The 15,047-nt window shown below is 45.0% G+C and carries 11 protein-coding genes; 4 read left to right on the top strand and 7 right to left on the bottom strand.

All coding sequences use genetic code 11. From position 1 onward, the window contains the following. Positions 1 to 276: 276 nt before the first annotated feature. Complete coding sequence (locus PPO43_RS01130) at positions 277 to 1,560, top strand: leucine-rich repeat domain-containing protein (RefSeq protein WP_272619949.1); 1,284 nt, start codon at positions 277 to 279, stop codon at positions 1,558 to 1,560. A gap of 196 nt (positions 1,561 to 1,756) precedes the next feature. Here the strand turns inward: PPO43_RS01130 and PPO43_RS01125 are convergent, their stop codons facing one another. The 6 genes from PPO43_RS01125 to PPO43_RS01100 all read right to left on the bottom strand — a co-directional run bounded on the left by PPO43_RS01125 (position 1,757) and on the right by PPO43_RS01100 (position 11,728). After that, positions 1,757 to 4,237 (bottom strand): patatin-like phospholipase family protein, encoded by a 2,481-nt coding sequence (locus tag PPO43_RS01125; protein ID WP_272619948.1) that lies wholly within the window; start codon positions 4,235 to 4,237, stop codon positions 1,757 to 1,759. A 314-nt stretch (positions 4,238 to 4,551) separates the two neighbouring features. Next, complete coding sequence (locus tag PPO43_RS01120) at positions 4,552 to 5,253, bottom strand: hypothetical protein (protein ID WP_272619947.1); 702 nt, start codon at positions 5,251 to 5,253, stop codon at positions 4,552 to 4,554. 12 nt (positions 5,254 to 5,265) lie between these two features. After that, on the bottom strand, positions 5,266 to 7,728 hold the full coding sequence (locus PPO43_RS01115; protein WP_272619946.1) for a M48 family metallopeptidase: 2,463 nt from the start codon (positions 7,726 to 7,728) through the stop codon (positions 5,266 to 5,268). A 532-nt stretch (positions 7,729 to 8,260) separates the two neighbouring features. Continuing rightward, positions 8,261 to 10,522, bottom strand: coding sequence for a hypothetical protein (locus PPO43_RS01110; RefSeq protein ID WP_272619945.1), 2,262 nt, complete (start codon positions 10,520 to 10,522; stop codon positions 8,261 to 8,263). A gap of 246 nt (positions 10,523 to 10,768) precedes the next feature. Beyond that, on the bottom strand, positions 10,769 to 11,254 hold the full coding sequence (locus tag PPO43_RS01105; protein ID WP_272619944.1) for a hypothetical protein: 486 nt from the start codon (positions 11,252 to 11,254) through the stop codon (positions 10,769 to 10,771). Between the two features lie 9 nt (positions 11,255 to 11,263). After that, positions 11,264 to 11,728, bottom strand: a complete 465-nt coding sequence (locus PPO43_RS01100; protein WP_272619943.1) for a hypothetical protein — start codon at positions 11,726 to 11,728, stop codon at positions 11,264 to 11,266. Between the two features lie 17 nt (positions 11,729 to 11,745). Between PPO43_RS01100 and PPO43_RS01095 the strand changes: the two genes are divergently transcribed. From PPO43_RS01095 to PPO43_RS01085, 3 genes are all read left to right on the top strand, one after another. Beyond that, entirely contained in the window at positions 11,746 to 12,753 is a 1,008-nt protein-coding gene (locus PPO43_RS01095) for an acyl transferase (protein ID WP_272619942.1), read from the top strand. 402 nt (positions 12,754 to 13,155) lie between these two features. Next, positions 13,156 to 13,464 carry a hypothetical protein gene (locus PPO43_RS01090; protein ID WP_272619941.1) on the top strand — a complete coding sequence of 103 codons (309 nt, stop codon included), beginning with the start codon at positions 13,156 to 13,158 and terminating at the stop codon, positions 13,462 to 13,464. 180 nt (positions 13,465 to 13,644) lie between these two features. Continuing rightward, the gene (locus PPO43_RS01085) at positions 13,645 to 14,268 is read left to right on the top strand and encodes a hypothetical protein (RefSeq protein WP_272621340.1); all 624 of its coding nucleotides are present in this window, start codon (positions 13,645 to 13,647) and stop codon (positions 14,266 to 14,268) included. 344 nt (positions 14,269 to 14,612) lie between these two features. Here PPO43_RS01085 and PPO43_RS01080 read toward each other — a convergent pair whose 3' ends face one another. Beyond that, positions 14,613 to 15,038, bottom strand: a complete 426-nt coding sequence (locus PPO43_RS01080) for a hypothetical protein (protein WP_272619940.1) — start codon at positions 15,036 to 15,038, stop codon at positions 14,613 to 14,615. Between the last annotated feature and the right edge of the window lie 9 nt (positions 15,039 to 15,047).

The following is a 15,047-nucleotide window of genomic DNA, read 5'->3' as shown; positions in this document are numbered from 1 at the left end:
CCCTAGTCGTTGAGCGACACCCTAAAGGGCTTGTTGTTGTTTTGCCGCAGCACTGCTGCAGATTGCTAGAGAGCCTTTAGTAGGCCTGTTTAGAAGGAAAGAAGCTTAACAAATGAGTGTTTTTATTTAGATTTCCTTAAAAAACTATTGGTCTTCCGCTTGTCTTTTCCTAAAAAAAGGCTTTCTTTTAAGCTATTCCTCTCCCTATATTCCCCTCTTTAGTACCTATAAAAAAGCAGGAAGTCGCTTCCATTTAAAAATGCTAATCAGGATTTTATGAATCAAATTATTGGTCTTTGTCTGGGCTTCTTGTTACTTGCCCTGCCCAGCTTTGCACAACAGTACTTGTTATCGGATAAAGAGTTAGAACAAACGCAAATTTATCGCAACTTAGAGGAGGCATTAGCCAATCCAGAGTTTGTCTATATTTTGGATCTTCGTTCACAGGGAATCACAAAGTTGCCTAAGGAAATCAGTAAGTTGTATAAGTTACAGCGTTTGTATTTGCAAAATAACAACCTACATAAGTTGCCTGCTTCTGTGGCTAAGTTGGAGAACTTACAGCTCTTACAACTAGAAAAAAATCAGTTGACGGATATTCCTAAGATTGTGGGTAAGCTCTTTAATTTAGAGGAGTTGCGCTTGCGTTATAATAGCATTAAGGATATTTCTAAGCATTTGGGGAAGTTGACTAAACTTAGAGTGTTGGATCTTAGAGATAATCAGATTAGGCGTTTGCCTGAAACCTTGAGCCAGCTGCAAAAGCTAGAGGAACTACATTTGGGCTATAATAGCATTCAGCGCTTACCCAAAAATATGGGGCAACTACAATCGCTCTACTATTTGGATTTGGCGGGTAACCCGCTTTACCAAATCCCTATGGACCTCTACCGAAATGAAAAGATTACCCATCTCAATTTGGGGTATTGCCAAGCTTTACATCCTGTCTTTGTGGCCGAATGGGCTTGTTATTTACCTGCTTTAGAAGAGCTGCATTGGGAGGGCTGCAATTTTGAGAAACTTTCGGAAAAAGAGCGTTTTGAGGTGCCTAAATTGAGACGTTTATACCTGAGTCAATCTAGAGGTGGAAAATTGCCTTCTTTCTTTTTGCGCCTTCCCAAGCTAGAGGAGTTAGAATTAGATGAGGGGCAGTTTAAAGCCTTAGATTTTGCTCAATCTGATTTGCCCGTACTTCAACGGCTTTCCCTCAAAAAGGGCCTATTGGAAGAAGTCCCCCAAAATATTGAGCGCTTAGAAAATCTAAAAAATCTCAATTTGGAAGAGAATGCCATTATTAGTTTTTCGGAAACTTTGACGAAGCTTGTGAGTTTGCAAATTCTTTCTTTACAAAAGAATAAAATAGAAAGCCTTCCCGATAATTTGGACCAATTGGCCAATTTGCGGTTGTTGGAGCTGCAAGGGAATCCAATCAAAGAATTGCCTAGTTGCTTGGGCAATATGCCTCAGCTTTCTGGCCTTTATCTCAATAATACAGAAATACCGATAAAGGATATTCAAGCATTAAAAGAAATGCTGCCCTACACGGCCATTCAGTACTAGTAAAAAGCGCAGTTCCACTAAAGGAACTGCGCTTTTTTTGGGCGTTCTACAGGGCCGAAGGCCCGCAGGCTGAGGGATAGAAAGTGGTGGCCGTTAGGCCAGACCCAGCGGGCGATGCCCGCGCAGGGCCGAGCGGACAGCGAGCCACGACATAGCCCGACCCGCCCGAAGGGCGGGGCAGCCCCAAAAAGAGGAACTAATATTCAGCGGCATCCAAACTTCCGGGATCGGGCAAAAGTTGCCATTCTGAGGCGGCAATTGTTCGGGGGGCGCCAATCTCTGTTTCTGTGCGTAGGTCCAGCTCAAAAACGGGATAAGCACGGAGATAGGCGGGATGTCCCTCAGGTAATTCAGGCAAGGGGAGGGGCATAAATTCTTGGCTATTGAACAGGCGGATACGATCTAGCCAAAGTTGGTTATTGGGGGCAAGGTTGGGGCCTGTCCAGCGTTGAATTTGTGGGTAGTAATCGACTTGAGTGACGATATATTCTCGGCCGGCCCAATCTTTAGCATTGAGTTGGTTCTTTTTGTGTTGGCCATCTTCGTTGTAGCCTCTGAGGCAGTAGTTATTGTCGGCCAAATGCAGGCGGAGCTCGATGCTAATACATTTGCGTTTTGGACCGATATTTTGCTCAATAAAGCGATCTAAACTATCGGATAAAAAGCCTTCTAAGAAGGGGAGTGCCCGTTGATATTCGGAGGGGACCAATTGAGAAAATCGGTTGAGCAAAGAATTGCGGACTCCATTGAGCATAGGCTCATCAAATTGCTCGAGAGAGAAGGCTGGGGGGAGTTTCATGAGGTCTTTGGGGGCGCTACTATAGCCCAATTCCCGTAAAATTCGGAAGCTACAATAGGCCGCATAGCGGGCTTCGTAGCGGCTAGCAGCTTCTGAAGCAAAGCCTGCAAAACCAGAGAGGCCAAGGCCGGGCAGTTTGAGTAGATTATAAGGCTCTGTCTCAGATTGATAGAAATCAAAGGGCGCAATACCAATGATTTTAGCCTTTTGTTCTTTGGCGACTAAGGCTAGGCCAAGGTCCAAGGCTAAAAAGCTAAGGCTAAGGTCCCAAGCGGCTTGTTCTTCGGCTTTAATTTCTTGTTCTTCTACATAGGCGTAGAGGCTATCCCAAAGGGCTTGCGCATCTTGCCAGGGCAATTTATCGGCAAAGAAATCTTGTTCCTCGCTCAAGATTCTGCTGAGTTCTTGGCTCAGTTGGAGGTAAGCGGGGGGGAGTTGGAGCGCTTGGCGCAGTTTGCCTAGTTCGATTTCTACAAAACTGCGCAATTCTGCGCGTTCTGCGGCGGGCAATTGGCGGCCTGCGTATTGCGATTTTTGGTATTGGCGGAGTTTTTTTCGTTCACCAAAGCGGTCGACAACAGCTTTAATTTTTCGCCATTCGCCTTGTTGAGATTCGTGTAAAAGGGCCGAGACCAGTTTAGGGAGTTTGTCGCTAATGCGGGCCAAGGGGGATCGGGGGCCCCATTTTGCTCTACCCGTCAGCCAAGAGCGTTGAAGGCCAAGAACTTGGGTAGATCCCTCTTGGAAATTCTCTCGAATTTCGCCTACGATAGGATCGACAAAGAGCATGAGCCGGTCGTAATCTGGCCCAGCTTTATGGAGTTGGTCCAAATAACTGGCTAGGCGCATGGCCTCTCGAATAGGCTCGTTATTGAACATTCCGCCATCTACATAAGTAAAAATATGGCTGTCTTCGGCGGCTAGCGCTTGGGGCCAGCGATCCTGCAATTCGTGTCGGTATCGACGGAGGCGAACGGGTTCAAAAGCGAGGGGAAAAGCTGCAGAGGCAATACAACTGGCGGAGAGCTCATGCCAGCAGGCCATATTGAGCAAACTACCCATTTCTTTTTGTTGATCTTTGTTTTGGTAGCAATAATCTGGGCCCAAGTGAAACTGCCGCCAAGGAATGGGGTAGTAGTGGAAAAACTCTTCTTTTACCTCACCAAAATTGAGGTCGAAGCAGCGCAATTCGGCATGTGATTTATAGACCTCGGCATCGTTTAGGGCCGAGCCAAAAGGCGAGCTATTGGCAGCACCTTCTAGGTTGAGCGCTTGCAAATTGCTGAGCGTACAGGCAAAGAGGACCCTAGGGGCCAAGAGTCTGCAGTGGTCTAGCTTGGGTTGTTGTTGGGGGAAGCCAAAATAGCGGCTGCCCATAGCGTCAATATAACTACGGTCTAGCAGGCCTGCCTGCGTTTTGACTTTATCCTTGTTTTGGGCCAGTAGTTCGTCTAGATTGACTTCTTTGGCCCAGATGTGTTCTTGTATTTTTTGAACCCCTTGAATGGCGAGTAGATCCTCAAACTTTTCGGGATATTCACTCATCATTTTATAGGCCGCTTCTCCAAATTGGCCCAGCACTTCCTTTTGCAATTCTTGACGGAAGTGGGGGTAGGAATTGTAGCCCAAAAAGCTATATTGATCTCTGGGGTTGGCCAGACCGCGTAGCATAATTCCCAGACTAATCGCTCCAGCACTAGAGCCGGTTAGGACATCAATTTCAATGCGATCATAAGGCTTTTTTTGCCCAGTTCCATCTTCATATTCGGCATAGACCAACAATTGTTTAATCGATTCGCAGAGTGCAGCTGAAGAGAAGCTGCCTAAGGAGACGCCACCTCCCATAATAAAACCTAGGCGAAGACTTTTAGATACCATCAGGATTGTGTTTTAGGGGGATCATTTTATCTGTTCAATGTAGGCATTTCGCTATAAAAAAAGGAATTTTATTATCCTCAGAAATCTGATCCTTTTCTTTTGGGGCTGCCCCTCGCTTCGCTCGGGTCGGGCTGTTTCGCAGCTCGCTGATCGCTCGGCCCTGCGGCGCAAGCGCCTAGGTCTGGCCCTTCGGGCCACTGCTGCCCATCCCTCAGCCTGCGGGCCTTCGGCCCTGTAGAACGCCAAAAACATTTGGGCCAAAGTGCCCTGAAAAAGCAAAAAAAAAAAGCGCCCCAATTGGGACGCTTAAAAGTTTAGATTTCTCCGCTTTCAAATTTGAAGAGGATATCCTCAAACTCTTTTAGGCTAAAAGAAACTTCATCGATAGCGAGGCCTTCTTTTTCGGCCTTTTGTTCTAGGTAGTTGAGGCAGCGGAGGTAAAGGTCACGGCCTACATTGCTGATTTCCGCAAGATCTTCTAGGCTTCCAATCATCTTTTCTTTTTGAACTAAGCCCCAAGTCATTTTGCTAGCCCCCATGAAAAGCATGCTGTTATAGTGCTCGCTTTCAAAGGCTTTGATCTTGAATTGTGCGTTTTTCTTAAAGTCATTGATGAAAGGATGTGTTTTGACTAACTTGAAGTAGAAAAAGTTGCCAATGGTTTGTAGCTCAAAAAAATCATCTTGGTAGATACGGATGACTTTCTTGTCGGTAACTTTTACGCCTACTTGTGTGCGCTTTAGGCAATAGAGCTGTCCATCCTTTTTATAAAAGGCGGGCTGCTCAACATCCCAAATAGATTTGAGTGTTTCCCCATTGGCTAGCTTAGCCTTAATGTAATAGGCAAAGCACTCTTTTTTCTCCACGGTAAACCTAACTAGTCGAGCTTTTTTTACTTCCTTGATAGTTTGGCCTTCATCTTTTAGTAAGGCCTCAATATTTTTGTAGTAAGTGCCTTGCGCTTGAAGACTAAGGCCTATAAATAGCAGCAAAAAGCTGCAAATTATTGATTTCATATTTAGTGGTTATTAGTCTTGCTTTTTGATCCGTTTGATGTCTTTGCGAATTTGGTTTTTTATTCTTCTAGGCAGGCTACCTAGTTTAGGTATCCCTATTTTATTAGAAAAACCAATAGTTTCATAGGTCGAATTAGTAGTATTAAAAATAGAGCTAAAGTAAAGCTGCTCACTAAAAATACCGAATTTTAGGTCAGCATTGACATAGCCAGCAGCAACAATTGCTACCACTCCTGTTATCAATAAAGCAGAACTTGACCCAAAATAATCGTTCCCCTCCTCTTTGGACATTCCTACCTTTGTCAAAATAGCCCCTGTAATAATTGAGGCTGCACCAGCCGCAACAGCAATTTGAATAGGTCTATTGATTTTGCGATCATATCCCTGTTGAATATATCCCCCAGTAACAATATAAGGGCTGCCGTATTTTTTACAGATTCTGTCTACTTCTCTTTGGTTAAAAATAGGATGATGGCGGCTGTCTAAATTAACACGGAAGCGAAGCCAGTCCTTAATCGTGGCTACTTCTGCATAGCGCTCTGCATCTAGCTCTTCTACATTGCGGTTATCCAATGTTTGAACATGTAGACCTTCTTTTTTTGCAGCTCTATAAACTTCCTTATAGAACTTTGCTAAGACTTTATCCCGTCTTTTAAAGTCTAAACTAGAGTTAGTTTCTTTCCATAAATGCGGATGGGTATTAACAACTAGTAGGTAAGGATTAACATAAAGAACAGAGTCAATACCCAAACCTGGCTCTTTGGCTTTTTTATTGGCTTTGCGAGCTTCTGCTTGAGCTTGATCAATTGAATCTTTTTGCATCAATTGCTGATGATAGTCTTCTACCTGCTCGTAGTCGCTTTTGAAGGTCTCATCGATCAAGAGATCAGAAAGTATATAGCGAGCAATGTTGTAGCCCTTATTCAAATCACTATAGCCATAGCTTTTGCGATAACTATTGAACAGCGTTTTGAGCTTTACATCTTGCAAAGCTTTGGGTAAACTATCTTTGGTTACTTTTACTATAGGATACTCTTGTGCGGCAGGGGCCTTGGCCAAATAGGCTTTGATTTCAGCCGCTGACATCGCCTCAGGCAATTTATCAAAGCTAGGAATATGCTGCTGCAACACATAGATAGCATCCCGATAATAGTTCTCAAAGTATTTATCTTCTGGATAATCTTTATGCAACTTCCAAGCCTTATAAAGGGCCAAACTAGCCAATTCTACTGCACGAAGGTTACTGCTCATGAAGTAAAGCTGCTGTTGTCCACCCTCAATTTTGCTATACGTTTTTAGCTGGCGACGATAATCACTGTTCATGAAACTACTCGCCCCATACATACTAAAACGAGAGCTGGCATGCAGGGCCTGAACTTCCACTTCTCTGAGATAACGACTGTTGGGCTCTTCTTTGCGGAGCAATTGAACCACATAAATCGCATCTTCAAAACGGAAGTTATGCAAATAGTAAGAGGCCAATTCAAAACGAGCAATTTTGCGGATGCGCTCAAACTCTGCTTTGGGCTCAATAAAAAATTGATCGCCAGTGGTCTTTCCAGAAATTGTCCCTTCTACGACCTCCCAACGACGAAGTGTGCTAGGGTGTGTGCTTTTTAAGGTATCTGTATTTTCCGAATCATCTACCCAGGCTGAAATAGCATTCAAGCTATCCTCAGGCAAAAAGATAGAGGGATCTAGCTGACAACTTCCCTCATTGAAATATTGAAGATCAAAAGCTGTGGTATCATACAGCAAATAAGCGTAATTGAGTAGACTAAAGGCTGACTTTAGGGCTGCTGTGTTGTACTGGGTTTTCAGGAAAATATCTAAGCCCCCTTTATCCGCTTCAAATTCGAGCTCTCTAGAATAAGAGTTAGACTCCAAGAGGGCGCTATTAAAGTCTGCTTTCTTCAACAGACTTCTTTGCTTGCTCTCGTGTAGAATCGCCAAGTCTTTTTCGTACTGGCTCAAGCTATGTTGTTTTTGTACGTGCATCAATTCATGAGAAAGCACGAAGGCCAACTGGGCCTCATTCTCCAACTGGGCTAAAAGGCCCATATTGACACAAACCACCCCAGTGGCCGTAGCAAAAGCATTCACCGCAGAAGAGCGAATAACAAAGAAATCTACTTTACCTTTGAGCTCAGGAGTATGCTCCAGCAAACGATTTCCAACTTTGTTCACATAATCATTGATGGGCGTACCAAAAAGGACCTTGCCCGAACGAAGCAAATCATCAATGGTGTAGATAGTTTGTTGCTGAAATTTCGCCTGAGTTTTACGGTCTTTGTTGCTTAAGCCCGGATCTAGTTGGGCCAATCCTAACTCATATTTCTGCGCAGAATTGAGTAAGAAACGTTTGGGGACCTCACCGCTAGCCGAAAGACAGCGGTAATCGTCAAAATCTTGCGCCCAACCCTTTTGTCCAATAAGCAGGAACAAAAGAAGGGCCCAGAATTGCATTTTTTGCATGGTTCTAGTTCTAAAAAAAATGTTAAAATAAATTTCTTTGTACTAGATGCAAAGCTATAGCTTTTGGTTCCTTTCTTCAAAACTTAATTTCAGCGTTAAATGGAAATCCTTGTTAAGTAGTCTGCCTTGAGTTAATGGTTTTTTTTGGGTGTTCTCTATATCTGTAAAATTTTATTTTAAAAATAGCTGCGCTGTACTTTGTTGTTCTGGTATCTGCGCTTTTCGGGTTTGTTAAGCCTTGGTTTACTGTATTTGTGACGTATTACTTTTAAAGTGAAAAAATATTTTATTCGGTTTTGATACAATGTATAAAGTCATTGATGAAGGAATTTAGAACTATATTTTGGGGCTGCCCCTCGCTTTGCTCGGGTCGGGCTGTATCGCAGCTCGCTGTTCGCTCGGCCCTGCGGCGCAAGCGCCTAGGTCTGGCCCTTCGGGCCACTGCTGCCCATCCCTCAGCCTGCGGGCCTTCGGCCCTGTAGGACACAAAAAAACGGGCTTACTTCAAAACTGAAGTAAGCCCGTTGGCTGTTTAGAGTGCTCGATAATAATAACATTCATTCAAGACTTCCTGCTCAAAGCGACTGCCCTTATATTTTTTAAGCGCCTTAAGATAGTCTGCATGCTTGCTCTTCTTTACATTGTCTTCCCAGTCCCAATATTGGCCAAGAATATGGGGGCGACTAATCTCTATCTGTGCCCCCAAGTAGTTTAACTTAGCCGCTAGTTCATCGTCCTTAGTGGTGCTAAGCCCAAGCTGAATATACTTAATAGCGATGTCAGGATTGTAATAACGATTGTGATCCCAATTAGCAGAAGCAAAACTCTTCGCTAATTTATCTTCTTTGCTGAAGTCGTACCAAGCAGAATGTCCCCCATTGTCTGTACTATAATAGATAGCAGGGCGATGCCAACCCGCTGGCCCAATATTATACAAGGCCTGAGCTAAAATATAAGCGTATTCTGCTTGCTGCGGTCCCTTGCTCTCCGCCTTTTTCTTTAGGGTTAAGAGCGTCTGGGCAAAGCTGAGTAGATTGTATTTTTGGTCCAAAAAGGGATGATCCTCATAGAACCGATAGATGTTCTGCTGCTCAATATCAAAATAGAAGGCAGCGGGGTTGATCTTGCGGCTAAAAATAGATTTATCCAAATAACTAGAATTAAAGCTATTGCTCTCGGCCCGAAAGTCAGCACTGCAGCTATTAAAGGCGGCAATGGCCGCTTCCAATTCAAAATGCTGCAAATGATAAACCCCACGCATTTCTTTGATTTGCTCCTCTGGCTGTTGCCCCAGTTTGTTTTCTAGCAAATAATTGTCAAAGTAGTTGGACCAGCGCGCTTTGCTGATAAATTGCTCAAAGCTTTTGAGCAATTTATCATTCAACTGGTCTTTGGCCGCCCCCAAATTGTTTTGGACCAAAAAAGCACGGGCATAATCTCCCTGATTATAGAACTTCTCCGCAAATACCTCTTGAGTAAAACGCTGCAATTGATGCTGCTCCTTAAGCAAGTTGTTCGTTTGTAGCTCTTTCCAAAGCTGGGCCGCAGCTCCCATATCTAGCTCTTTTAGACTAGCCAGTTGGGCCACAAAATGAATGCGAGCTGCCTCGCCCTTCATCTTATCACTGTAGTTTTCTTTGCGACTGAGTCGCATAGCCTCATCAAATTGCCCTTGGAAGAGCTGAATATAGGCCATAGCCAACTGCCAAAGTTCTGGCCGAGCCAAGTTAGGCTGGGCTAATTGCTGCTCCAATTGTTTTTTTAAACTCCCTAGTTGCTGCTGCTGTTGGCCCTGCTTCTCGGGGTATTTTTTATACTCTTCATAACCATACTGAAAGGCTTCACTTTCCAAATGTTTAAATAGGCGGGCCAAGAGCAGCTCGGCCAAAGGACTATTGGGGCTGAGTTTAAGCACGCGCTCTAACTCCTTGCTTACATTGCCGCCATGCACTAGGGCGCGCATCGTATAAAAGGCCACTTTTTCTTCCTCGTTTTCGCAAAGGGCCAAGCCTTTTTCCCAGTTATCAGCTAGTTTTTGTGCAAAACTATTGAGGCTAGACGCTCTGCGGTCAGCGCAATGGGTAAAGACTGCCGCAAAGGCATGACTGGCTGTTGGTCCTTCTTCACTACCTGCTTTATATTCTAAGGCGCGATAGTAGATGTAGTTTTTGGGCCCTTGGGCAAAATAACGCTGAAAATAGGCTTGGCAACTTTCTGGTCCAGCCGTATAAAAGGCAAGACGCACCAACTGAAATGCATAACGCTGCTGAATGAAGTCTAAACGGCTATTTTTTATGGCCTTTTCACCTGCTTCTAGCAGACGGCTTTGATCTTGAGAAATGGCTTTATCCAACTCCCAGCTATAGGTCTGTTCTCCCGTATGTAAGGCCACCTCTTTGGCAAAGCAGAGATAGTCGGCCATTTCTTTTTTGAGCTGCTTGTCTTGACTCCAAGCCTTCAAGACCGAGTTATTTGCTGCTGCCTGTGCTAAGGCTTTGCGGTCTTTTTCATACTTAGCAATTTCCTCTTTAGCGGTTTGATAAATGAGCTGCTGAAGGTCTGTAATTGTGACCTCTTGCCCAATTTGCTGCTGCCAATCACTCAAATTGTGATTGAAATCTTGATTACGGCCATGCCAAAGCCCCGGTTCATAATCCAATAAATAGCGAACGCCCAAATCTGTAGAAATCTGAGGCTCAAAAAATTGAAAATGATAGTCTCCATCATCAAAATAACAGAGGTGAGGCTTCTGATAGAGCCCGAACAAGCAAAGAAGAGTTAGAAAATAACGCATGAGTGTGGTATTGTGAAATAAAGATAAACTACAGCTGTCGTTTAGGAATAGTCAATGCTTGGGAGAAGTTTGGCCCAGCGCTGCAAAGGACCGTTTCGGTAGGTTAAAACCCACCGCAACAATGGTATCGCTTCACGATAATACATAAATGAGGGTTGAAACCCTCATAAATTTAGCCCCGCAGCATAGCGGCGGCCGGCTAGGCTTCGCCTAGGTCGGCCGCGGGCCCAAAAAATACAAAAAAAGCTACTCGAAACAGCGAAGATAAAGGGGCTCAGATTCTATTTCATTGCTCCAATTGCCTGCCCGATCTCGGATGAGTATGCTGTAGGTAAGAGAGTCATAGACGTTGGGAATATCGCTACAAAGGACCGGGAAACCAGGCACCATACAACAAACCGTGCTCATGTCTACTTCCACCTCTCCAGAAATGCCATTGGCTACTCCCTGCTGAGGAACATAAGGCATCACATAAAAAATACTGTCTTGGCTGCGGTTGTCAATAATAATCATGTTGTAGGTGGTGTCATCGCCCGATTTACCAATGTCGCCATCGCCATCGGTAAAGTTGACAATTAGTTTCATCTCTCCAGTAAACTGCTGAAGGGTATCCACAGAAAAACGATTCCAACTAATCTGTGGCTCTTCGGGGAAGATGGGAGCGGGTTCACAGGCCCAAAACAAACTGAGCAAAAGGCCAAGGCTAAAGAGCCCAAAAATAGATTTATTCATAATTGTCATTTAGTGGCAAAGCAGGCGAATGGGCGGGCAAAGCAGGCGATTACTCGCTTGGCCCGCCTGATCGAGCAATTGCAGTTCATAAGAAAAATCTTGATTAAAGACGCTAGGATGCGGCCCACAGTTGGGCACCGTATCATTATATACACAACAGGCAGAGTAGACAATCAGTTGCAGCTCGCCTTCTTGGGTTTGGGGCGAGTTGGGGTCTAAGGGAAACTGATAGCTGGCCAACTGCTGGCCCGTTCTGGGGTCATAAATAAAGATATTATCCCCAGAGGCATAGCCCAAATCGCCCTCCAAATCTTCATAAGCAAAGCGAAGAAGAATAGAATCTTGGCCATTTTGAACTAAACTCTCTTTAGAAAAGCCTAGAAATTCTATTTTTGGCACCGAAGGCAGATTGTCGTTCTTTTGGCAGGCACTAAAAAGGGCCAGAAAGGCGATAAGCAATAGAAATCCTTTCATAAAAAATTGGAATAGTTATGAGTTCAGCCGATGCTTGGCGTGAGGAGTTATGGAAAGAAATTGGGCAGATGCAGGCCTCTGATTTGCCGCAAATGGCCCTAAAGGTTTTTCGCTATCAATATACACATAATTTGATCTATCGGCAATGGGTCGATCTTTTGGGCCGCAAGCCCCAAAACGTAAATCAACTGGAAGATATTCCCTTTTTGCCCATCTCTTTGTTTAAAACGAAGCGGATTGTCAGCGGGGATTGGCGCGAGCAACAAATATTTAGTAGCAGTGGGACCACAGGACAGCAGCGCAGCCAACATTTTGTTCGACAGCTGGCCCTATATGAAGAGCAGTCGGTCCGCTGCTTTGAAGCCCAATATGGCCCCCTCTCCGATTACCGCATCCTGGCCCTTTTGCCCTCTTATCTGGAGCGGGAGGGCTCTTCGCTGATCTACATGATCGAGCATTTTCTCAAACAGGCTAAGGCGGGCAGCGGTTTTTATCTCTATAATATAGATACTCTAAAGGAGCAGATGCAGCAGGCCAAGGCCGCCGGCGAAAAGGTTCTGCTCTGGGGCGTAAGCTTTGCCCTGCTCGATTTTGCCGAGGCCGGGGGATTCCCCTTGGGCCCTCAAGATATTGTGCTAGAAACGGGGGGCATGAAGGGCCGCCGCAAAGAGATGCTGCGGGAGGAGCTGCACGGGATTTTGGGGCAGGCCTTTGGCATCGAGCAGATTCACTCGGAATATGGCATGACCGAACTCTTATCGCAGGCCTATTCTTTGGGCCAAGGGATTTTTCAACCACCCACTCAGATGGGCATTTATATCCGCGAGCATAGCGACCCCCTACATATATATAAGGAGCCCCAGCACAATGGGGCCATCAATATTGTGGACCTAGCCAATCTGGATAGCTGCGCCTTCATCGCTACCGATGATCTAGGCCGAAAGTATGCCGATGCTAGCTTTGAGGTCCTGGGCCGACTCGATCAATCAGACCTCAGAGGCTGCAATCTCTTGGTAGAACTTTAGGCAGATGTTTTGGGGCCTCCTGCCTGCGGCAGGCGCTACGTTCCGCAGCTCGCTATTCGCTCGGCCCTTCGCCAGCTTTGCTGGCTCGGTCTGGCCCTGCGGGCCACTGCTGCACATCGCTAGGCCGATACTGTGGGTTGAAACCCACAGCAAATGTGGTATTGCTTCGCAATGTTTTTATGGAATGAGGGTTGAAACCCTCATTGATTTAAATCTTTTGGCCTTTTATCTGTTTCGTCTTAGTCAATTGATCCTCCTCTAGTTATGGGCTGAAGGTCTTAACCTTCGGCCCATTTTATTAGGGTTTAGATGGACTCCCTTTTTGCTGTGGGTTTTAATTCTAGCCTAGGGCCTTCAGCCATGGCTGCAGAAACCCCTAAGCAATTCGTCGGCTAAGCTATTGTGAATTTGTGCAATGGCATTTGTAAAGAAGGGGAAGCTATTGTGAATTTGTGCAATGGCATTTGTAAAGAAGGGGAAGCTATTGTGAATTTGTGCAATGGCATTTGTAAAGAAGGGGAAGCTATTGTGGATTTGTGTAATAGCATTTGTAAAGAAGAGGAAGCTATTAGGGATTTGTGCAACGGCATTTGTAAAAAAGGGGAAGCTATTGTGGATTTGTGTAATGGCATTTGTAAAGAAGGGGAAGCTATTGTGGATTTGTGTAACGGCATTTGTAAAGCCAGGAGAGCTATTCTGCCGCTAGCCTGAAATAGCAACTATTAAAAAGTTATATGTTCCTGAGGGAATAGTTGCTATTGGAGTATTATTTAGATATATTTAGGAGGTAATATTATCATACCCCATAATTATACTCCTATGTATAGAACCCCAAAATGGATAGCCCTTAGAAATTTCTTTTATACTGATACAAGAGGGTCTGTCAAAAAAATGTATCAGTTGTCTACAGATCATCTAAGCAAGCTTCGTCTCAAATCGGCTACAGATCCTGCTATTCAGGATATCTTGATCTTCTTTGAGCCCTTCTATCTTACTTTTTTGGAGCAGTATGAGCGTTCTATTGATGATCGCAGAGCTTATCGGGCCAAGACAGCAGAGTTTAAGGAGCTACTTAGAGAAGTTACGGGTCCTTTGCTTCGTCGTTGGGCTGCGGAGATTCAGATGAGTTATGATCGCAAGAGTCGTCAATACAAAAGTTTTTTTCCGCAAGGGCGCACTATTTTTAGCAGAGCTAAGCTTGACGATCGGATTCAGTTGGTTAAAACTTTGGGGCGCAGCCTACTTGCTGACCCTCAACTGCTTAATCTTGGGACTACCGTAGCTGCTTATGGTCTGCAGTTAGAGGGGCTCCGCAATGAGCAGCAGGGCTTAGAATACTGCTACAATAATAACGCTGCATTACTTGAGCAGCAGCGAGAGGAATTATCTTTAGGACTTTTTGCGGCCTTTGCTCGTTTAAAGTTTCATTACTATCGAGACATTGATCGGGTAGTCGACTTTTATGAGCTCAAGTATTTTCGGTCTATTTCTGCTGTTGGTCAGGAAGAAGATTAGTCCCTTTTTATTATTAGCCCTTGGTCTATCAATCTGGGCTTAAAAGCGGCGGGAGCTAAAAACATAAGCCTCTACTTTCTATTATATGGAAGTAGGGGCTTTTAAGCTCCTGCGGGGAGGAAGGTAAATACCCAACTGAATTGGTTGCGGCCTTCAGGCTGCAGATAGCGGCGAAGCCGTCATGGCCGAAGGCCAAAAGGCCTAGCGATGCGGAGGGGTGGCCGTAGGCCAGACCGAGCGGGCAAAGCCCGCGAAGGGCCGAGCGAATAGCGAGCCCCGCAGCGTAGCGCCGCAAGGCGAAGCCGCAGCGGAGGCCCCAAAACAGCAGCAGAATGGATAGTTGTTTAATTGGGAGAAAAGAGGGCTTGGTGGATATAATTTTGTTGTTTGGGGGAGAGATTTTGGAGGCAGGGCCAATCTTTTTGGGCTAGTTGAATAGCTTGGTAGGGGAGGAGTTGGTGATGGGCGAAGCTATCTTTGAGGGCGAGGATGAGGGGATCTTGTTGGCGCCATTTGTAGAGTTGTTTGGGGCCATATTGGGAGACCATAAAAGCGAGGGTATGGGGCCAGAGGGAATCATTTAATTCGCTTTTTTGCCAAAGATGTTTAAATTGATGGAGACGGCGGTCAGTTTGGTGTTTTGGGCCATTTTTTTCGGCTTCAAAAAGCTGTTCGAGGGCTTTATTCGTATCCCTATTTGGGGTGGGTTGGCAGGCAGTCAAGAAATAGAAAAAGAATAAGAAAAAAAGTTGGGCAGGCGGCAAACTCATAAGAAGATA

The sequence above is a fragment of the Saprospira sp. CCB-QB6 genome, from assembly GCF_028464065.1.
Classification (GTDB): domain Bacteria; phylum Bacteroidota; class Bacteroidia; order Chitinophagales; family Saprospiraceae; genus Saprospira.
This window is presented reverse-complemented; position numbering and strand designations above follow the sequence as displayed.